Genomic DNA, 20,389 nt, shown 5'->3' with positions numbered 1-20,389 from the left:
GCGCCGCTATGAGCAACGGCCCGCATGGTGTCGTACACATCCCGGAGATACCGGACTGGAATCGCCTGTTGGAGGGCCGCGTTGCGGTGGTGACGGGTGGCGGCGACGGTATCGGCGGCGCGATCGCAAAGCTCTTCGCCGCACACGGCGCCATCGTAGAGGTCGCGGAAATCGATCCGGCGCGCGCCGAACGAATCAGCCGCGACGTGTCGGCGCAGGGCGGGGTGATTCGCAGCCACGTCGTCGATGTGACCGTCGACGACGATGTCGCACGCCTGGCCGACGCGGTGCTGGGAAGACACGGCGGGGTGGACGTGGTGGTCAACAACGTCGGGGATTTCCGGCCCTTGGTGGGGTTCGAAGAATCCACACCGCAGACGTGGCAACGGATGTACGACATCAACCTGCAGCATGTCTTTGCGGTGACCCGGGCGTTCGTCGGTGCCATGATCGGAGCGGGCAGCGGCAATATCGTCAACGTCCACTCGGTCGAAGGGATGCGAGGCTTCCCGCGCGATCCGGTGTACGGGGCGATGAAAGCCGCTGTCGCACACTTCACCACGTGCCTGGCGGTCGACCTGGGCCGCCACGGCATCCGAGTCAATGGCATCGGCACCGATCTGACCCAGACACCACAGGTGGACTACCTCACCGGCTACGAGGATGTCGAGCACCTGTGGCAGTCATGGGCGCCGATCGGCCGCGTCGGCTGGCCAGAAGACCAGGCCCGGGTTGCCCTGTTCTTGGCTTCGGAACTGTCGGGATTCGTCACGGGCCATAACATCCCGGTCGACGGTGGGACGAAAGCCGGTGGCGGATGGCTATTTTCGCCGCGTGCCGGGCGCTTCGTCAATCGGTCCAAACACCTGTAGTCGTCAGCGCGCAGACCGCCCGGTGGAGCCGTGGCCGTTGTTCGCACCGGCCGCTGCCCGTTGTTGCGCGTGCTGTTGAGCGACGGGCTTGGTGCGGCGCTGTGAATTCGGCGCGGGGCTGGCCACCGGCTGACGTTTGCTCGTCGCTACCGCTCGGCGCTGGGTTGGTGCGTCGGCGACTCGTGTGGCTACCGGGGCCGCGCGTGTGGTGGCCGGGGCAGCGGTGCGGCCGGCAGTTGGGATGCCCAGCGCCCCGGCGATGGTCTTCACCACGGCATCGATGGCGCTGGATATCAGTTGCACAACGAATTTCGGCACCACGAGCGCCTGATTGATCAATTGGCGGATGAACACCGTAACGGCTTGGAGGAACGGATTGGCCGGCATGTAGGGCGTTACGTCGAAGGGGTCGGCGGTGCCGTCGGCCAGATCGACGATCAACGCCCGAATGGTGTCGGCCGCAAGCTTCGGGGTCCAGTCGGTGTTGAAGATGCCGAAGTTGGCCTCGTCGTCGAAGGCGCCCGTCGCGCTGTCGCGAGTGGTGTAGACGAACATCGGTCCGGCTCCGGACACCTGCTGCCATGCGACGACGAAGTCGTGAATGTAGGCGGCCTGTTGGGTCTGGGACACCGCGCTGGTGGGCAATCCGTATTCGGTGGCCCACAGCTTGAGAGCGGCGTCGCCGTTGGTCGCCATCAATGCGCTGATGGCCGCGACCTGTTGGATGGGTTCGCCGGGCTCCGTGCCCTTCGAGAACGGGGTCACGTAATGGTAGGGGTGATAGGACAGCGCGTCGAAGAAGCCATGTGCCCCATCGGCATACATCTGTGTGACGAAATCGACCGCACTGGTCGACACGCCAGGGATGTTGCCGACCGCACCGAGGACCCCACCGATGACCGTCGCGTCTGGGTCGGCCGCCTTGATCGCGGGATAGGCGGCCTTGAGCAGCTCGGTGTAGGCCTTGGCGCTGACCGGAGCCCAGAACGTCACGCCGTTCGGCTCGTTCCAGATCTCGTACGCCGAGATCTTGCCCTGGTAGCGGGTGGCGACAGCCGACGCGAAAGCCGCGTACGTGGCCGGGTCGGGGTGCCCGTTGAGCGGGAAGCCGGCCCAGACGGGGGTAGCGCTGATCACGCCGAGCACTCCCATGTCGCGGTCGGCGGCCGCGTTGACCACCATGTCCAACTTCGACCAGTCATAGCTCTGAGAGCTGGTGGGCTGCACGAAGACCCACGGCACTGCTATCCGAACATCGTCCACGCCGAGGGATTGGAGCTCATCGAGTGTCTTGTTCAGATCTTGTTCGGACAGGGTGTAGAGGTTGGAGTCGGCGATGCCCAGTGTGGTCGGCGACTCGTCGATGGCGGCCATCAGCACGACCGGCAGGTGGAGTGGGCCGTGCGACGTCGTGGAGCTTGCCGACGCGGCGGGAATCGGTGTGAGCATGGCCGCGATGAGCGCCGCTGCGGTCACCGTCGTCGCGGCTCGCGTGGCCACTGCAACGCGGCAGGAGTGATCAGGCATACGCAGCCCCCCGACGTTTGCGTCCTGTGTCAGCAAACAATAGCGCGGCCTGGCGCAGTCGGTGTGCCGAATCCTTCCGTCCGGCCGCGGCCCATCGGTAGCCTCGAAGTCGATGGCTACGGAGGTCGCATGACGGCGGAAGGCGGCGAAAGCGGCCTGGCGTCGGCGCTGGGGGCGGCACCAGAGTTGATCACCGTGCGCGCTGAGGGATTGGCGCAGATGGAGGTGTTCGCGGGGTGCCGGCCTGAGCTCCTGCGCCCGCTGGCCGAGCGCCTGCGCCCGTTGCAGGCCCCGGCCGGCCGGGTCCTGATGCGTCAGGGCGAGCAGGCGGTGTCGTTCCTGCTGATCGCTTCGGGCCGGGCCGAAGTGCGCCACGTCGGCGACGACGGCGAGATCGTCCTCGATTCGGTGTCCGCGGGAGTGATCGTCGGCGAGATCGCGCTGCTGCGTGACAAGGCCCGCACCGCGACGGTCACCACGACCGAGCCGCTCACCGGCTACATCGGCGACCACGCGGCGTTCGAGAGGATGGCTGAGCTGCCGGGGATCAGCGAGCGGCTGGTTCGTACGGCCCGGCAGCGGTTGGCCGCATTCGTCACTCCGATCCCGGTGGTCCTCAAGGACGGCACCGAGCTGATGCTGCGTCCGGTGCTGCCCGGTGACAGCGCCCGGACGTCGAACGGACCCGTCGAGTTCTCCACCGAAACGCTGTACCGACGGTTCATGTCGATGCGCGCGCCGAGCATGGCGCTGATGAATTACCTGTTCCAGGTCGACTACGTCGACCACTTCGTCTGGGTTCTCGTCGACGGTGCAGACGGGCCGGTAGTCGCCGACGTGCGTTTCGTCCGGGATGTCGCCGATCCGTCGGTCGCCGAGATCGCGTTCATCGTCGGCGACGCATACCAGGGCCGTGGCATCGGCAACTTCCTGATGGACGCCTTGATCATCGCCGCACAGGTCGGGGGAGTGAAGCGATTCTCGGCCCGGGTGCTCGGCGACAATCTGCCGATGCGGACGATCCTGGACCGTTTCGGTGCGCATTGGGAGCGTGAGGAGCCCGGGGTTGTGACGACCGTATTCGATGTACCGAAAACTGGTGGTGTACAGATCGATTCGGAACTCGCCGCCGAGATCCGCGATATGGCCCGCCAGGTGCTCAGGGCCATCGGTTGACATGGCCAAGCCCGCGCTGAACAAGGACACCCGGTTGTGCATCTCGCTGGCCGCCAGGCCAAGCAACATCGGCACCCGGTTCCACAACTACCTCTACGAACAACTCGGTTTGGACTTCATCTACAAGGCGTTCACCACAACCGATATCGCAGCCGCCATCGGCGGGGTGCGCGCGCTGGGAATTCGTGGATGTTCGGTGTCGATGCCGTTCAAACAGGACGTGCTGGCCCTGGTCGACCACGTGGAGGATTCCGCGCGGGCGATCAATGCCGTCAACACGATCGTCAACGAGGACGGTGTGCTGAGCGCGGCCAACACCGATTACACCGCCGTGCAGCGGTTGATCGCCGAGCACGGCCTCGACCCGGACACGGCTGTGTTGATCCGCGGTAGCGGCGGGATGGCGAGCGCGGTGGCTACGGCTTTCCGGGACAGCGGGTTCCACCACGGAACGATCGTCGCGAGGAATCCCGACAGCGGACCGGAGCTCGCGCAGCGGCTGGGTTTTGACTGGCGCAGGGATGTGCGTGACATCCGCGCACCGGTGATCGTCAACGTTACGCCGATCGGAATGGCGGACGGCCCCGAGGAACACGAGCCCGCGTACAGCGACGACGTGATCGCCTCTGCACGAACTGTTTTTGATGTCGTCGCGGTGCCATCGGAGACACCGCTGGTCGTCGCGGCCCGGGCGGCGGGCAAGCAGGTCATCACCGGTGCGGAGGTGATCGCGCTGCAGGCGGCTGAACAGTTCGAGCGCTACACCGGGGTGCGGCCCAGCCCGGAGCAGGTCGCCACGGCGTCGGCGTTCTCGCGCTCCTAGCCTTTGGCCCAGTCTTTGGCGGCGTGGTGCACGCCGTCGTCGAGTGCCTCCAACGCAACGTCGATCGAACCCATGTGCGAGAGATTGCGCCGCGCCACCGACGGAATACCAACCCGAAAGGCAGTTTGTGGACGACCCGGGATTGGGGATGGCACCGGCTACTTCAGCTGGCTCGCCGCGTACTCGTCGGGCCGATTCTTCTTCATCCACAATCGAATTGGCGCGAATAACACCCACAGCACGCCATAGCACGTGCCGTAAATGGCCAATGAAGCCAGCATCCCGACAATCCACGCCGGGTAGACGATGATCAGACAGAATTGCACAAACTGCTTGATCACCACCGGATACGGATCGGCCATCGACCAGACGGCGCGCGGACTCATCGCCGCCACCATCCGTCGGCTGGTGGAAATCTTCTGCGCTTCGGGTTCCTGCGTCTCTTCAGACGTCACGCGGATCTCCTCCTATTGAAAAGCGGCTGCCGGCGCGGAACGCTCCCATACCGGCAGCCGCCTCACGACAACGGTCAGGGAGTGATCGTGGTCTTCTCGTCGATGACGTTGGTCGCGTCCATGAGCGGGCCTTCCTGGCCGTCCAGTGCGTCGGCGTTCATCTGCAGGACGTAGAGGCCGTCCTGCCCGGGGATGACGACGGTCTTCTGCGCGATGATCCGCTTCTTGCCATCCTTGGTGTAGTTGCCGCCGAGCTGAACGGCATCGAAACCGCTCAGAGTGCTCTTGTTGGCTCCGTCGCCGAGCCCCGTCCAACCGGGCAGGTTCTGCAACTCACCCGGCGCGAATTCGAGAACCTTCTGCGGATCGACATTGCCGGTCAGCTTGGAGACGATCGCGATGATGCTCGGCGGATCGTTCTTGTCCTGCGGGGTGTCGAAGACAATCGCCCCGTAGGCCCAGTCGGGCGTCTGCTGCCCGGCGTCCGACCACCCCGGCGGCATCGCCAGATCGATGTTCGGTGCACCGGGATCGCCGCGCTTGACCGGCGATTCGGTGATCTGGTTCTCCTTCAGGTAATCCTGAATGGTCTTGTTCTTGCCGGCGGCTTGCGTCGGACTGGTCGATGCCTCAGTGCTTTTCGACGAAGACGTCGCGGTGGACGTCGACGTTGACGTGGACGTCTTGCTGTCGTTTTTGCTGTCCGACCCGCAACCCACGAGCGCGAAACTCAATGAAACGGCGGCCAGGCCCGCCGTGGCTACCGCCGTCATTTTGTTCATCGAACGAGTCTCCTTATGTTGTGGCGCGCTGTTGTCAGCGCCCAACCAAATTCGATTGAGCAGCTTAGTGCCCTTCACAGCGAAATCACATGAATGTTTGCGAAACCATTTTTTGCCAGGAGACCCATTAAATGGCCACGCCATCGTTTAGGGCCGCGAAAACGCGAAGGTGCAGGGTGGTCGAGGGGTTGAACCACAACGCAGGGACCACGGTCGTGGCGTGTGGCGGCGACCGCCGCCTCCGATCCCGAGGATGGGACGTCCGGTGGTGGGTCAGTTGCCAGATTTCGTCGAGCATTGGTTCTGACCACTATGTGACGGCCGGGCGCGGCAGACGTTTGCAGATATTGCGCATGGGTAAGTTGGCGGCCATGGGAAAGTCCATCGTCGCAACCTCATTGGCCACCGCCGCAGCGGCTGTGACCGGAAGCATCGCCAGCCGTCGTGGTGTCGAAACGTGGTATCCCCGGCTTCGTAAACCGCGCTACGTTCCGCCGAATGCGGTCTTTCCCATCGCGTGGACCACGCTGTATGCCGATATCGCGGTGACGTCGGCTGCGACGATCGACAAATTGTGGGGCAACGGCGAGGAAGCCAAGGCGCGGGCCTACATCGGCGCGCTGGGCGCCAACCTGGTGCTCAATGCGAGTTGGAGCTGGCTGTTCTTCAAGGCTCACAAGCTCGGCCCGTCGGCCGTGGTGGCGGGTGCACTCGCGGTCAGCAGCGCCGATTTGGCGCGCCGATCTGCCGCAGCGGATCCCAAGCTCGGTGCGGCGCTCGCGCCGTACCCGCTGTGGTGCTCCTTCGCGACGCTGATGTCGACCGACATCTGGCGCCTCAACCGTTAGAACGCCATCTCACGCGGAGCGAATCGATCGGCGATATCGCCGACCAGCGATCCGTCGTAGGGATCGACGGCCACCGGCCCGTTGTCGAGCTTCAACCGGTCCATCTCGACCCAGATGACGTTGGGGCTGGTGGTCAGTTCGAAGAAGTACCACCGGTTGGTCACGTCGGTCACCGTTCGGTATTCGGTGTTGTAGATCCCGAACTCGCCGTACGGCGCGCCGAACGGAACCGACACGTTGCGCATGATCGCCATCACGCCCGCGATCGCCTCCCGCTGGGAACCCGGTTCGGGCAACAGCGCGGAGTAGTAGGCGGCCCGCTGGAAACGATCGATCGGGTTGACGTTCCCGGGCAACGGCATATCTCGGCTTGGATGCGAAAAGTCCTGCAGTGAAAGCAGCTTCAACTGCTCGTCGTAGGTGGGATCGTTGGTCATCAACGTGAACTCGCGACCGTGGTGGACCACCGCGCTGCCTGCAGCGAACTCGATCACGGCCGAGTCGCCGCCGGCGTCCTCGAGGGCGACGTGCAGGTTGGCGTCGCGTCCGTGCGCCGAGACCTTCACCAACTGAACGGACTCCATCAGGCGAAGCGCCTCGGCGACGGTGTCGGCTTGATCCAGCAGGTACTGCAGCCACAACCCGGCCTGCACGCCACATTTCGAGGTATCCCGCCGGCCGAAGTCCGTTTCGTTCAGATACAACCCGTGGCCGGCAAGACCCGCCTCATTGAGGCCGTCCACCGTGCCCAATCCGTAGACGGTCGTCACCAGGCTGGCGTAGCGGCTGGTCCAGCGAAGCGGATTCGGATCGTCGACAATCCCGGTCGGACGGCTCCCGTCACGGTCGCGTCCGCGGGGAAACCCGACGATCAACGGCTGCGTCGACTCCGGCCAGTCCATCGAGCGCCCGCTGAGGACAGCGAGATCATTGGTGTTCCACAGAACGCGAGTACACATGCCTGACAGGTTATGTCCGCCAGCCTCGCGCATCGGGCAAACGATCAGTGGTATCAAGGGCGCGTGCGGCAGCTCATCGTCTGCCTGACGACGGCACTGAGCCTGACGACGGGAGTCGGGCCGGCTGCGTGCGCGGTGCGGAGCACTCCGGCACCGGCGTCGTCTTCCTCGAGCGCATCGCCCCGCGCGGGCTCGGTCAGCCCGGCCAACATCAAACGTGTCCGGGCATCGTTGCCGGCCGGCTACGAGATCGCCGACGTCGCCGGGCCGTTGAGCGCGGCGGGCCTATGGGGCTTCGGATCCGGGTGGACGGCGGCCCCGCCGAACTGCGCGGCACTGGCCGACCCGGCACCCACCGATCCCGGTGCACGCGGTTACTCGGCGTCAGGGCCCGGCGGGACCATCTACGTCGTCGTCGCGGTTGGCGCTCAGCCGGCACCCAGTGATGCCGTCATCGGCGAATGCGCCGGGTGGACGATGACGTTCGCGCACACCACCGGTGACGTCACCATGTCCCCGGCGCCCGCCATCGAAGGCGTCCAGACCGTCGCTATGACAGCGAGCACGCGCACCGTCGTCGAATCCGGCACCGAAACCGACGGCCGGGCCATCACCGCGCAGGCCTACCTTGACGGCCACGTCGTGTTCGTCACGCTGATCACCGATCCTGGATCACCGCATCCGCCACTGGATTCCCGTTCCGTCGGCGACCTTCTGGTCGCGACGGTCTCAGCCCTGCGCGGCTGAAACGGGTACATTGACCACGATGTTGAAACCCGGCGCAGTCGTCGCAGTTCTGTTCGCCGGACTGCTCGCCGCATGCTCGTCGGGCCCACCTGCCGAGCCGAAAGCCGACATCGCAAAGGTGACGACGGTGAAGTCGGGCTTCGGTCCCGACTTCACGGTCTCCGAGGTCGCCAAGACCGGAATCGACCCCCAATTGCTGGCCGGCCAGAAACTGCCCGACGGGCTGACCTTTGATCCGCCGTCCTGTGCGAAATACGCGACGGGACAGCTCGTGCCGCAGGGCACGCAGGGCAACATGGCCGCGGTGTCGGCCGAAGGCGAGGGAAACCGTTTCATCGTGATCGCCGTCGAAACCAACTCGGCGGTGCCGGTGACGGAACCGGGGCCCGACTGCCGGAAGGTCACCTTCAGCGGTGCTGCGATGCGGGGTCTGGTGGAGTCGGTCGAGTCGCCCACGATCGACGGTGCCCAGACCGTCGGCGTCCACCGGGTGCTGCAGGCTGTGGTCAACAACCAGACCCGCACGGGCGAGACGTACAACTATTCCGCCCACTTCGGCGTCTATCAGGTCATCGTGAGCGCCAACCCGCTGGTGCTGCCCGACAAACCGGTGGTGCCGGTGAACACCCGGCGAGCCGGCGATCTTCTGGTTGCCGGCGTCAACGCCATTCGTGGCTGAGCTCAGCGCACGTCGCGCGGGCGAAACTGAATGCTGATCCGCGGACCCTTCAGCAGCGCGGTCTTGGGAACCGCGTGCTCCCAGGTCCGTTGACAGGACCCACCCATCACCAGAAGGTCGCCGTGCCGTTGGGGCAGCCGCAGCGACTGCCCGCCGCCGCGCGGCCGGAGCGCGAACACCCGGGTCGCGCCCAGGCTGACGATCGCCACCATGGTGTCTTCGGTACTGCTGCGGCCAATGGTGTCGCCGTGCCACGCCACGCTGTCGGCGCCGTCGCGATACAGGCACAGGCCGGCGCTGGTGAACGGTTCGCCCAGTTCACCGGCATAGATGTCATTGAGGCGACGGCGCAGCCTGGTGATGGCGGGGTGCGGCGCGGGTTCGGAGGTCAGGTCGTGGAAGCTGACCAGGCGTGGGACGTCGAGGACCCGGTCGTACATCTGCCGCCGCTCGGCGCGCCAGGCGACGTTGGTGGAAAGGGTTTCGAACAGCGCGTCGGCATCCTCGACCCACGCCGAGCGCATGTCGATCCATGCGCCGGCACCGAGCTCGCGGCGTTCACTGTGTTCGAACAGCGCGCCCTGAACCGACACAGACACAGGCTCGAGGATATCGCACATCTGTTCGAGCCTGAAGCTTCGAACTAAAGCTTGGCCGCCCCGGGTCCTTGGCCGGCGAGGACGTCTTCCGGATTGGAGAGTGCACAACTGCGCAGGCTCAGGCAACCGCAGCCGATGCAGTCGGCGAGATTGTCGCGCAGCCGCTGCAGGTGCCCGATCCGCTCGTCGAGATCCTCGCGCCACCCCGCGGACAGCCGGGCCCAATCCCGGCTGGTGGGCACCCGGTCGGCAGGCAGTGACGACAGCGCGTCGCGGACCCTGGCCAGGGGAATCCCGAGGCGCTGGGACATCCGGATGAAAGCCACCCGGCGCAGGGTCTCGCGGGGGTAGCGCCGCTGGTTGCCCGAGGTGCGACGGCTGCTGATCAGGCCTTCGCGCTCGTAGAAGTGCAGTGCCGAGATCGCCACTCCGGCCCGCGCCGCGAGCTCGCCGGGCGTCAGTTCCTGCTCGGTCACACGACGACGATAGTTGAGGTGCCTGAGTGTTGTTACGGTGCTATTTGTGACTGCCGCCGCACTTGGCTCCAACAGCGAGGTCGGGACGCTGCGGGTCGTCATCCTGCACCGCCCCGGCGCCGAGCTGCAGAGGTTGACGCCGCGCAACAATGACAAACTGCTGTTCGACGGGCTGCCATGGGTGGCGCGGGCCCAACAGGAACACGACGCGTTCGCCGATCTGCTGCGCTCGCGCGGTGTGGAAGTGCTGTTGCTGTCCGACCTGCTGACCGAGGCGCTGAACAGCGGGGCCGCCAGAATGCAGGGTATCTCCGCGGCGGTCGATGCGCGCCGCCTGGGATTGCCTCTGGCGCAGGAACTTTCGGCGTATCTGCGGAGTCTGGAGCCCGCGCCGCTGGCGCACGTGCTGATGGCGGGGATGACCTTCACCGAATTGCCCTCGGGCGCAACGTCCGACACGTCACTGGTGCGGCTCATGCATCACGGCGGGGACTTCGTCATCGAGCCGCTGCCCAACCTGCTGTTCACCCGCGATTCGTCGTTCTGGATCGGCCCGCGGGTGGCCATCACCTCGCTGGCGTTGCCGGCGCGCATGCGCGAAACGTCGCTGACCGATCTGATCTACGCCCACCACCCCCGCTTCCTCGGTGTGCGGCGTGCGTATGAGTCGCACACCGCCCCGGTGGAAGGTGGCGACGTGCTCCTGCTTTCGCCCGGTGTGGTGGCGGTCGGGGTCGGGGAGCGCACCACCCCGGCCGGCGCGGAGGCGTTGGCGCGCAGCCTGTTCGACGATGGCCTCGCGCATACGGTGCTGGCCGTCCCGATCGCCCAGGAACGGGCCCAGATGCACCTGGACACCGTCTGCACGATGGTCGATGTCGATGCGCTGGTGATGTATCCGGCGATCAGTGACTCGCTGTCGGCGTTCACGATCAAGCGCACGCCCGACGGGGTGAAGATCCTCGACGAGGTGCCGTTCGTGAAGGCCGCCGCCGACGCCATGGGAACGGCTCTGCGCGTCATCGACACCGGGCTGGACCCGGTGACCGCGGAGCGCGAGCAATGGGACGACGGCAACAACACGCTGGCAGTAGCTCCCGGTGTCGTCGTCGCCTACGAGCGCAACACCGAAACCAATGCCCGGCTGCAGGATTCCGGCATCGAAGTGTTGCCGATCGCCGCCTCCGAGCTCGGCACCGGGCGCGGAGGCCCTCGGTGTATGTCGTGTCCGGTGGCGCGGGACCCGCTGTGACCGATCTGCTGATCGACGGGAAGCTGGTCACCGGCGGCGCAGGCACGTTCGACACGGTCAACCCGGCCACCGAGGATCGGATCGGGTCGGCCGCCGACGCCGACGCCGCGGACATGGACCGGGCGATCAGTGCCGCGCGCACCGCTTTCGATTGCGGCGAATGGTCGCGCGATGTGGCGCTGCGTGTGCACTGCCTGCGTCAGTTGCGTGCGGCCCTTACTGCCGAGATAGAGGCACTGCGCGAGATCACCGTCGCCGAGGTGGGTGCCCCGGTGACGTTCACCCATGGCTCGCATCTCGAAGGTCCGGTCAATGACCTGGCATTCCCCGCGGACACCGCTGAAGGCTATTCGTGGAGAACCGATCTGGGTGTGGCGTCCCCGATGGGTATCGCGACGCACCGCGCGCTGGTGCGTGAGCCGTACGGAGTCGTGGGTGCGATCACGCCGTTCAACTTTCCGCACCAGATCAACCTCGCCAAGCTCGGGCCGGCGCTGGCGGCCGGGAACACCGTGGTCCTCAAGCCCGCTCCGGAGACCCCGTGGTGCGCGGCTCACGTCGGACGGATCATTGCCGAGCACACCGACTTTCCACCCGGCGTCGTCAACATCGTCACCTCCAGCGATCGCCTCCTGGGTGCACGGCTCAGCGAGGACGCCCGGGTCGACGTGGTGTCGTTCACCGGGTCGACGGCCACCGGTGCGGCAGTGATGGCCGGCGCCGCAAAGACCATCACCAAGGTCTTTCTCGAGCTCGGCGGCAAGTCGGCGTTCGTCGTGCTCGACGACGCCGACCTGGGCCGCGCCTGTGGGGTAGCGGCACTCGCCGTCGCCCGCCATGCCGGCCAGGGCTGTGCGTTCACCACCCGGCTGCTGGTGCCGCGCAACCGATACGACGAGGCCGTCGAGGCGACCGCCGACGCGATGGCCGCCATCGCGGTGGGTGACCCGACCGATCCCGCGACTGTGTGCGGCCCGCTCATCTCCGCTCTTCAGCGTGACCGGGTGCAGGACTATCTGGATCTGGCGGTGGCAGAGGGCGGATCGTTCGCCTGTGGTGGGGGCCGTCCCGCGGGACTGGACCGCGGATATTTCATCGCGCCCACCGTCGTCCGGGGCCTGGACAATTCCGCCCGGGTGGCCCGCGAGGAAATATTCGGACCGGTCCTGGTGGTGCTCGCCCATGACGGTGACGACGACGCGGTGGCGATCGCCAATGACTCGCCCTACGGGCTGTCCGCGGCGGTGTGGAGTTCCGATGCCGATCGCTCGGCCCGGATCGCTGCGCGGTTGCGGACCGGAACCGTCAGCGTCAATGGGGGAGTGTGGTATTCGGCCGACATCCCCTTCGGGGGCTACAAGCAGTCGGGCAACGGCCGGGAGATGGGGCTGGCCGGCTTCGAGGAATATCTCGAGACCAAAGTGATCGCCAGCGCGGTGGATATCGCGTGACTCATCTGCCGTTCGATCCCGATGCGCTGCGTGCCCGCTATGCGCACGAGCGCGAGATCCGGCTGCGCTCCGACGGCATCGGTCAATACGTCGAGGTTGCCGGTGAATTCGCCGGGTTCGCGAGCGACCCGTGGTCCGGTGAGCCCGCCGCCCGCGCGCCGTTGACCGATGAGGTCGACGTCGCGATCATCGGTGCCGGATTCGGTGGGCTGCTGACCGGGGCGCGGCTGCGCGAACTCGGCGTGGCCGATATCCGGCTGATCGACAAGGCCGCCGACGTGGGCGGCACCTGGTACTGGAATCGATACCCCGGCATCGCCTGTGACGTCGAGTCCTACGTCTACATGCCGCTGTTGGAGGAGACCGGTTACCTGCCGACCGAGAAATACGCCAAGGGTCCGGAGATCTTCGCGCACTGCCGGCGTATTGCCGAGTACTACGACCTCTATCGGAATGCGTGCCTGCACACCGAGGTTCGACAGATCCGCTGGGACGAGCGGCTCTGCCGATGGATCGTGGAGACCGACCGGGGCGATGCGATCCGCGCCCGGTTCGTCTCGATGGCCAACGGCTATCTGCAGAAGCCGAAGCTGCCCGGAATCCCCGGCATCACGTCCTTCGCCGGCCATACCTTCCACACCAGCCGGTGGGACTACGCCTACACCGGACAAGATCTGGAACTGTTGGCCGACAAGCGGATCGGCATCATCGGCACGGGTGCGACCGCGGTCCAGTGCGTGCCCCACGTGGCGCGAGCCGCTGCGCATTTGTCGGTGTTCCAGCGCACCCCGTCCTCCGTCGACGTCCGCGCCAACCGGCCGACCGATGCCGAGTGGGCCGCTGGACTGACTCCCGGCTGGCAGCGTCGCCGCATCGAGAACTTCCAGCAGCTCACCGCGGGCGGAGAGGCCGACGAGGACCTGGTGGCCGACGCCTGGACCAGTATCGTCAAGACCCTGCTGGTCATGCGGGACGGCGAGCTGGCCGACTTCGCGAAGATGGAGGAGGTCCGCGCCCGCGTCGACGCGATCGTGGCCGATCCGGACACCGCCGAGGCACTCAAACCGTGGTACGGCTACTTCTGCAAGCGGCCGTGCTTCCATGACGACTATCTGGCGACGTTCAACCGCCCCAACGTGTCTCTGGTGGACACCCATGGCCGCGGCGTGGAATGCATCACCGATCGCGGTGTCGTCGTCGACGGTGTCGAGCACCAGCTCGACTGCCTGATCTTCGCCACGGGCTTTGAGGTGGGCACCGAATACGCGCGGCGCACCGGGTTCGAGGTCCTCGGCCGCGAAGGGCTCTCCCTGACCGAGAAATGGCGTGACGGAGTCCGTACCCTGCACGGCCTCATGGTTGCCGGATTCCCCAACCTCTTCGTAGAAAGCATTGCGCAGTCGGGCTTTACGGTGAACTTTCCCTACCTGCTCGACGTGCAGGCAACGCACGTCGCGTGGATCGTCGCCCAGGCGCTGGACCGCGGCGTGACCCGCTTCGAATCGACGACGGCTGCCGAGGACGGCTGGGTGGACATCGTGGTGGGCAGGTCCGCCGGTACCGCAGACCGCGCCCGGACCTGTACCCCGGGGTACTACAACCGGGAAGGGCAGGCCAACGCCACCACCCGGCAGGGCAGCTTCTTCTACGGCACGCCCACCGAATACGCCGACATCCTCGCGGCCTGGCGGGAGGACGGCACGCTCGACGGTCTCGACATCGGGACCGGCGGATGCTGATGAATAGCCACTACCTGGCGGGGCGTCTACGGGCGGCCGTGCGGCGGCGCTCGCCGCGGGTTGCCATCATCGGTGCCGGGTTCGGTGGCCTGGCCGCCGCGGTTGCGTTGCGGCGCATCGGCGTCGACGATCTGGCGATCATCGAACGTTGTGACGGTGTCGGCGGAACCTGGCGGTTGAACACCTATCCTGGCGCGGCGTGCGACATCCAGAGCCATCTCTATTCGTTCTCCTTCGCACCCAACCGGAACTGGAGCCGTACCTACGCCCGGCAGCCGGAGATTCTGGCTTACCTCGAGTCGGTGGCCGACGACTTCGACCTGAGACGGCACCTGCTGACCGGTACCGCGGTGCGCAGCATGCGTTGGAACGAAGGCGCACAGCAGTGGGATCTCGATCTCGAATCCGTCAGCGCAGGAGAGGGTTTCGCGTTCTCGGCCGATGTGGTGATCAGCGCGGTCGGCTTGTTCGGGGAGCCCAAGCTGCCCGAGATCGACGGACTGGCGGATTTCGGCGGGTCGATCATGCACACCTCGCGGTGGGATCCGAGCGCGGATGTGACAGGGCGCCGGGTGGCAGTCATCGGCACGGGGGCCAGCGCGGTGCAGGTTGTTCCGGAATTGGCCAAGGATGCGGCCCACGTGACGGTCTTCCAGCGCACGCCGCCGTGGATGGTACCCAAGGACGACCGCGCGTTCAGAGCCGACGAACTCGACCGGTTCCGCCGCATTCCCTGGGCCGGGCGCCGCGAGCGGTGGCGGCTGTGGAAGGAGCAGCACGACAACACCGCGCTGCGGCTCGACGACCCGCGGGTGGCGGGACGGCAGAATATCGCCGAAGAGTTCCTTCGCCGCAAAGTCCACGACGAGCAGCTCCGCGTGGCGTTGACCCCGAATTACCCGTTCCGTTGCAAGCGAGTGCTGCTCGGCGGTGACTACTACGCTGCGCTGCAGCAGGACAACGTGTCGCTGGTGACCGAGCCCATCGAAACGATCACCGAGGACGCGGTGTGCACCCCCACGTCGTCGACCGGCGTCGACATCATCGTGCTGGCCACGGGTTTCCAGACCAACCGCTACCTCTCGGATATCGAGGTGATCGGCGCCGGCGGGCAGTCGCTGCACGACCGGTGGGGCGAGGACCCCAGCGCCTACCTCGGCGTGGCGGTCAGCGGCTTTCCGAACCTGCTGATGTTGTACGGTCCCAACACCAATCAGGGCGGCAATTCGATCGTCTACATCCTGGAGGCCGGCGCCCGCTTGGCCGCCGATGCGGTCGGGCGGCTTCGCCGCAAGGGCGGCACGCTCGAGGTGCACCCCGACGCCGAGCGCCGGTTCAACGAGGAGATCTCCGCCGAACTCGAACAGACGGTGTGGACGCAGTGCGGCAGCTACTTCCGCTCGCCGAGCGGTCGCATCGTCACGCAGTGGCCGTATACCGAGATCGACTACGCCCGCCGCACCTGGCGATTGAAGCCCGGCGACTGGATTCACCGCGAGGACGGTCACAATCCCAGTGGCCAGGACCCGATCACGTCGTCGGATTCCAGACGGGCCAGCTCGTGATCCGTCAGGCCCAGCTCGCCTGCGAACACTTGCGCGTTGTGCTCTCCCAGTAAGGGGGCGGGGCTGTCGACGAACCGGCCGACGACCGGCGGCCGCGGGTAGGGCAGTGGTCCGCACAGCGGGTGGGACACTGTCTGGAAGAAGCCACGGGCCCGCAGCGCCGGGTTGTCGATCACGTCGGGCGGTTGCAGAACGGGCGCGGCGGGGATGCCTGCGCCGAGGAGCGCGCGGACGGCGGAGTCGAGGGCTCGGTCTTTGAACCACTCGGCCAGGTGGCCGTCGATCAGATCACCCGCCTCTGCGGTATACGCGAGATCGTGCGCCCAGACCGGTTGGCCGAGAACCTCTTTGAGTGCCCCCCAATCGGCGTCGTGCCGAATGCTGACAGCCACCCACTGGTCGTCGCCGGAACATGCGTAGACGTTCTGGACGGCGAACTCGTGTCCGCGGTTGCCCCGCCGCGTCAGCAAGACGCCGGCGGCATCCCGCTCGATGATCTGCAGGGCACTGGCGTTGAGCACCACGTCGATCATCGGCACTTCGATCAACTGGCCGTGCCCGGTGCGGCGCCGGTGTTCCAGCGCGGCAAGCGTGAGGAACGCGGCGTGCACACCGGCCAGCGGATCACACGCACCGCGCGGCGCGGTCGGCAGTCCGTCTGGGTAGCCGGTGATCCAGGCCAGTCCGGCGAGCTGCTCCATCGTCATCGCGAACCCAACCCGATCACGCCATGGGCCGTCGAGTCCGAAGCCGGGCATGCGGACCTCGATGATCTGCTCGTTGAATTCGCGCAGCGCCTCGTAACCCAACTCGAAGTTCTCCATCACCCTGGGGGTGAAGTTCTCGATCACAACGTCGGCCTCGGCCACCATGCGACCGAAAAGTGCTCTGCCATCGGCGGATTCCAGGTCCAGGGTGACCGAACGCTTGCCGGAGTTCACCCCGTGAAAGACCCAGCTGTATTCCCACCAGCGTTCGACGTCCGCGCGGAAGCCGCCGGCGAAACGCATCCCGTCCGGGCGTTGCACCGATTCGATCTTGACCACGTCGGCGCCCAGCATGGCCAGCAGGTGGGTGGCGGCCGGGCCGGCCCAGAATGCCGTCAGGTCGACGATGCGGACACCCTCGAGAGGCAGACCCGTGCGGCTGGATTTGGCACCAGGCGCCCAGTCGGCAGTGTCGCCACCGATGCTGGGCGGTAGTGCCGGCGGCAGCGGCGGGGTGAGGCTCATCCGCCACGGCGGGCCCGGCGCCCGGAACCCCCCAGGATGGTCGACGAACGACTTGCGGGCAATGAAATGATCCATGGCTGCGAGGGTTTCACCGTTGCCGATCGCCGCCATCGGAATCCGGAAAAGCTCGGCGAGCTCGACGATCTCCGCGACGGTATGTGTGGCGAACCAGTCCGCGGTGCGCGCCCGGATGAGATCACGCTGTTCCCACCGGCCGACCTGGAACCGCAGCTCCGGAACGTCGGCCAGATCGGGGCATTCGACCATCGCGCAGAAGTCCTGCCACTGCTGGCCGGTGGCCATCGAGATGCCGACGTAGCCGTCCTTGGCGCGCTCCACCGACGGCACCTCGGTGGACCGGCCGACGACCTCGAGCAGCATCAATTCCCTACGCAGCCAGGAGAACACCTGCATCGAGGTGGTCATTGCCTCCAGCACCGACATGTCGAAGCCGTTGCCGCCCCGGTGGGCGGCGAGTGCGAAGAACGCGGCGTAGCTGCCTGCGATGAACTCGCCCAGGTCGCCCCCGACCGAGATCGGCGGGCGGTCCGGCTCGCCGCGCGAGCCGGTGGAGCCGCACCAGGCCTGCAAGGTGAATTCGGTGGCCGGCAGCTCGGTCCACGGCCCGGCCCAGCCGAAATCCGACATCGTGACCACCGGCGTTGTGCAGCCGGCGATCTCGTCGATGCTCGCACCCATCTCCGCGGCCTGCTGGGGTGTGGCACCGAGGATGACGATGTCGGCGGACTCCACAAGCTCGGTGGTGATGGCGGGCACGACGATGCTGCGCTTGCCGCCGGCCAGGAACGAAAAGAACGGGCTGTCACCATCGGCGGCTGGGATCCCCGCCGTGCGGTATCGCCTCAGCCGGTGCCCGGCTGTTGGTTCGACCATCACCACGTCGGCACCGGCGTCGCGCAACAACTTGCCGCAATACGCGGTGGCGATCCGGTCACCGATTTCGAGCACCCGGATGCCAGACAGGGGAGAGGTCATGTGGCTCAGGCGATTCCGAAGTCGATGACGCCGCGGACCAACCGGCCCTGCAGCAGGTCGTCGAACGCGGTGTTGATGTCATCGAGGGGATAGCGTTTGGTGATCATCTCGTCGAGACGCAGTTGCCCGGCGGTGTACATGGCTGCCAGCGTGGGGATTTCAGAGCGCGGATTGCACGACCCGAACACCGTTCCGCACAGGGTCTTGTTCATCAGAACCAGATCTTGGATGTCCAGGTGCACCGGCAGCGGACCGGACGGGGCCATCCCGGTCAGCACACAGGTGCCGCCCTTGCGCGTCAGCGCCAGTGCGTCGCGCACATCGTCACCGGTGATGTCCGAGGGGGCGACGACCACACAGTCCGCCATCACCCCGCGCGTCAGGTCCCGGACCAGTTCTTTCGCATCAGCAGCCCAGGCCGCCGTGTGGGTCGCGCCGAAGTCGAGGGCCGACTTCCGTTTTGCGCCAAGGGGATCCACTGCGACGATCGTCGTCGCGCCGTTGATCCGCGCACCCTGGATAGCGGCGGTGCCGATGCCGCCCGCGCCGACCACCACGACGGTGTCACCGCCGCGGATATTTCCGCGATGCGCCGCTGATCCGTAACCGGTCGGGATCGCGCACGCCAGCAGAGCCGCCGGCACCAACGGGATGTCGGGGTCGATCTTCACCAGCGAATCCGCCGCGACGACAGTGTGTTCGGCGAAGGCGCCGATCTTCGAGGTGTGCCCCACGTCCTGGCCGTCGAGGGTGTGGTGACGGAACGTCCCGTCGGTCGGCATGCCGGGCGTCAGCACGCCTGCGCCCTTGTCGCACAGGTACTCCATGCCCGAGGCGCACCATCGGCAGTAGCCGCACACCGCGACGAAGGACGTCACGACGTGGTCGCCGGGAGCGAGCCCGGTGACGCCCGGGCCGACGTCGACGACCACGCCGGATCCCTCGTGGCCGCCGATGGTCGGCGGACGGGTCGTCGGGGCATCCCTTGGTCCGGAGGGCGGTGACATGAAGCCGTTGCGGATGTGGTCGTCGGAATGGCACAGCCCCGCGGCGGCCAGCTGCACCAGCACCTCGCCGGAGCGCGGGGGGTCGAGTTCGAAATCTTCGACCGACCAGGCGCCGCCGAGCTCGCGGACGATCGCGGCGCGGCTTTTCATGGCCCTGACCTTAATGGTGTCGCCTATTCCCGGGTTCGCGGAGAGTGAAACGGGGCGCGCGCTCCGCTTAATCGGGGTTACGTTCACTCACGTGGCAATCAAACTCGGACTTCAGATCCCCAACTTCTCCTACGGCACCGGCGTTGCCGAGCTCTTTCCCACCGTGATCGCGCAGGCCCAGGAGGCCGAGGCGGCCGGGTTCGACTCGGTGTTCGTGATGGATCACTTCTATCAGCTGCCCGGGCTCGGTGCGCCCGAGGAGCCGATGCTGGAGGCCTACACCGCTCTGGGTGCGCTGGCGAATGCGACGCAGCGGGTGCAGTTGGGCACATTGGTCACCGGCAACACCTATCGCAACCCGACGCTGCTGGCCAAGGCGATCACCACTTTGGACGTGATCAGCCAGGGTCGGGCGATCCTCGGCGTCGGCACCGGCTGGTTCGAGCTCGAGCACGACTCGCTGGGCTATGAGTTCGGCACCTTCACCGACCGGTTCAACAAGCTCCACGAGGCGCTCGACATCATCCTGCCGATGCTCAAGGGCGAGCGGGTGACCGTGGACGGCAAGTACTACCGCACCAACGAGGCGTTCGCCAACCCGCGCTTCCGCGACCACATCCCGCTGATGATCGGCGGCAGCGGCGAGAAGAAGACGATTCCGTTGGCCGCCAAGCACTTCGACCACCTGAACATCATCGCCGGCTTCGACGAGTTGCCCCGCAAGGTCCAGGTCGTCAACGATCAGTGCGAGAAGATCGGCCGCGATCCCGCCACGTTGGAGACCAGCGTGCTCGCGATCGCGCTGATCGACGAGAACGTCACCGCCGACATGATCCCGGACGACTTCAAGCAGCAAGCCGTCTTCGGCAGCCCGGAACAGATCGCCGAGCAGATCAAGACCAAGGTCCTCGACGCCGGCGTCGACGGCGTGATCCTGTCCGCCGCGACGATCAACGGGTACAAGCCCGGTGGCGTCACCGCGGTCGCCGAGTCACTCAAGCCGGTGTTGGGACTCTGACCTCTCGCCGAGATCGACACCAGGGCTGTGAATCGG

Annotated in this window: 19 protein-coding genes; 11 read left to right on the top strand and 8 right to left on the bottom strand. The window is 66.5% G+C overall.

Translation table 11 applies throughout. The features are described 5' to 3' along the window. The first annotated feature begins 8 nt into the window (after positions 1-8). Positions 9-872, top strand: a complete 864-nt coding sequence (locus tag AB431_RS23785; RefSeq protein WP_047332005.1) for an SDR family NAD(P)-dependent oxidoreductase — start codon at positions 9-11, stop codon at positions 870-872. A 3-nt stretch (positions 873-875) separates the two neighbouring features. On the opposite strand, the gene AB431_RS23780 is transcribed toward AB431_RS23785, so the two are convergent. Beyond that, positions 876-2,399, bottom strand: coding sequence for a cellulase family glycosylhydrolase (locus AB431_RS23780; protein ID WP_082135790.1), 1,524 nt, complete (start codon positions 2,397-2,399; stop codon positions 876-878). A gap of 129 nt (positions 2,400-2,528) precedes the next feature. On the opposite strand from AB431_RS23780, the gene AB431_RS23775 reads away from it, so the two are divergent. Together AB431_RS23775 and AB431_RS23770 are read left to right on the top strand one after the other, a co-directional pair. Then, positions 2,529-3,575 carry a GNAT family N-acetyltransferase gene (locus AB431_RS23775; protein WP_082135789.1) on the top strand — a complete coding sequence of 349 codons (1,047 nt, stop codon included), beginning with the start codon at positions 2,529-2,531 and terminating at the stop codon, positions 3,573-3,575. A 1-nt stretch (position 3,576) separates the two neighbouring features. Further along, positions 3,577-4,398 carry a shikimate 5-dehydrogenase gene (locus AB431_RS23770; protein WP_047332004.1) on the top strand — a complete coding sequence of 274 codons (822 nt, stop codon included), beginning with the start codon at positions 3,577-3,579 and terminating at the stop codon, positions 4,396-4,398. Positions 4,399-4,556: 158 nt separating this feature from the next. Here the strand turns inward: AB431_RS23770 and AB431_RS23765 are convergent, their stop codons facing one another. Together AB431_RS23765 and AB431_RS23760 are read right to left on the bottom strand one after the other, a co-directional pair. After that, positions 4,557-4,853: a hypothetical protein gene (locus AB431_RS23765; RefSeq protein WP_235435746.1), complete on the bottom strand. Its 297-nt coding sequence runs from the start codon at positions 4,851-4,853 to the stop codon at positions 4,557-4,559. Between the two features lie 74 nt (positions 4,854-4,927). Continuing rightward, entirely contained in the window at positions 4,928-5,635 is a 708-nt protein-coding gene (locus AB431_RS23760; protein WP_047332002.1) for an LpqN/LpqT family lipoprotein, read from the bottom strand. Between the two features lie 371 nt (positions 5,636-6,006). Here AB431_RS23760 and AB431_RS23755 point away from each other — a divergent pair, with 371 nt between their 5' ends. Continuing rightward, entirely contained in the window at positions 6,007-6,483 is a 477-nt protein-coding gene (locus AB431_RS23755) for a TspO/MBR family protein (RefSeq protein WP_047333748.1), read from the top strand. Here AB431_RS23755 and AB431_RS23750 read toward each other — a convergent pair. Beyond that, on the bottom strand, positions 6,480-7,442 hold the full coding sequence (locus AB431_RS23750) for a linear amide C-N hydrolase (RefSeq protein ID WP_052960482.1): 963 nt from the start codon (positions 7,440-7,442) through the stop codon (positions 6,480-6,482). The two genes, AB431_RS23755 and AB431_RS23750, sit on opposite strands and share 4 nt — an antisense overlap. Positions 7,443-7,505: 63 nt before the next feature. On the opposite strand from AB431_RS23750, the gene AB431_RS23745 reads away from it, so the two are divergent. Both AB431_RS23745 and AB431_RS23740 read left to right on the top strand, forming a co-directional pair. Next, positions 7,506-8,189 carry a DUF5642 family protein gene (locus AB431_RS23745; protein ID WP_082135954.1) on the top strand — a complete coding sequence of 228 codons (684 nt, stop codon included), beginning with the start codon at positions 7,506-7,508 and terminating at the stop codon, positions 8,187-8,189. 19 nt (positions 8,190-8,208) lie between these two features. Beyond that, on the top strand, positions 8,209-8,868 hold the full coding sequence (locus AB431_RS23740) for a DUF5642 family protein (RefSeq protein ID WP_047332000.1): 660 nt from the start codon (positions 8,209-8,211) through the stop codon (positions 8,866-8,868). 2 nt (positions 8,869-8,870) lie between these two features. On the opposite strand, the gene AB431_RS23735 is transcribed toward AB431_RS23740, so the two are convergent. Both AB431_RS23735 and soxR read right to left on the bottom strand, forming a co-directional pair. Then, entirely contained in the window at positions 8,871-9,467 is a 597-nt protein-coding gene (locus tag AB431_RS23735) for an alpha-ketoglutarate-dependent dioxygenase AlkB (protein WP_200902666.1), read from the bottom strand. A gap of 44 nt (positions 9,468-9,511) precedes the next feature. Continuing rightward, on the bottom strand, positions 9,512-9,943 hold the full coding sequence (gene soxR / locus AB431_RS23730; RefSeq protein ID WP_047331998.1) for a redox-sensitive transcriptional activator SoxR: 432 nt from the start codon (positions 9,941-9,943) through the stop codon (positions 9,512-9,514). 46 nt (positions 9,944-9,989) lie between these two features. Here soxR and arcA point away from each other — a divergent pair, with 46 nt between their 5' ends. Genes arcA through AB431_RS23710 form a run of 4 tightly spaced genes read left to right on the top strand, consistent with a single transcriptional unit; the run spans position 9,990 to position 15,950 of the window. Continuing rightward, the gene (gene arcA / locus AB431_RS23725; RefSeq protein ID WP_047331997.1) at positions 9,990-11,195 is read left to right on the top strand and encodes an arginine deiminase; all 1,206 of its coding nucleotides are present in this window, start codon (positions 9,990-9,992) and stop codon (positions 11,193-11,195) included. Continuing rightward, entirely contained in the window at positions 11,192-12,646 is a 1,455-nt protein-coding gene (locus AB431_RS23720; protein ID WP_369802945.1) for an aldehyde dehydrogenase, read from the top strand. The genes arcA and AB431_RS23720 overlap by 4 nt, the downstream gene beginning before the upstream one ends. After that, positions 12,643-14,385, top strand: a complete 1,743-nt coding sequence (locus AB431_RS23715) for an NAD(P)/FAD-dependent oxidoreductase (protein WP_235435745.1) — start codon at positions 12,643-12,645, stop codon at positions 14,383-14,385. The genes AB431_RS23720 and AB431_RS23715 overlap by 4 nt, the downstream gene beginning before the upstream one ends. Beyond that, a complete protein-coding gene (locus tag AB431_RS23710; RefSeq protein WP_082135788.1) occupies positions 14,379-15,950 on the top strand; it encodes an NAD(P)/FAD-dependent oxidoreductase in 1,572 nt (523 codons plus the stop codon). Before AB431_RS23715 ends, AB431_RS23710 begins: the two co-directional genes overlap by 7 nt. Here the strand turns inward: AB431_RS23710 and AB431_RS23705 are convergent. Further along, positions 15,890-18,178 carry a CoA transferase gene (locus AB431_RS23705; RefSeq protein WP_047331995.1) on the bottom strand — a complete coding sequence of 763 codons (2,289 nt, stop codon included), beginning with the start codon at positions 18,176-18,178 and terminating at the stop codon, positions 15,890-15,892. The genes AB431_RS23710 and AB431_RS23705 overlap by 61 nt on opposite strands. 5 nt (positions 18,179-18,183) lie before the next feature. Beyond that, positions 18,184-19,335: an NDMA-dependent alcohol dehydrogenase gene (locus tag AB431_RS23700; protein WP_047331994.1), complete on the bottom strand. Its 1,152-nt coding sequence runs from the start codon at positions 19,333-19,335 to the stop codon at positions 18,184-18,186. A gap of 91 nt (positions 19,336-19,426) precedes the next feature. Here AB431_RS23700 and AB431_RS23695 point away from each other — a divergent pair, with 91 nt between their 5' ends. Beyond that, on the top strand, positions 19,427-20,353 hold the full coding sequence (locus AB431_RS23695) for an LLM class F420-dependent oxidoreductase (protein ID WP_047331993.1): 927 nt from the start codon (positions 19,427-19,429) through the stop codon (positions 20,351-20,353). Positions 20,354-20,389: the final 36 nt, after the last annotated feature.

Origin of the sequence: Mycobacterium sp. EPa45, assembly GCF_001021385.1 — a bacterium.
Lineage (GTDB): Bacteria > Actinomycetota > Actinomycetes > Mycobacteriales > Mycobacteriaceae > Mycobacterium.
The sequence above is the reverse complement of the archived record's forward strand: the minus strand, read 5'-3'. Positions and strand labels throughout refer to the sequence as shown.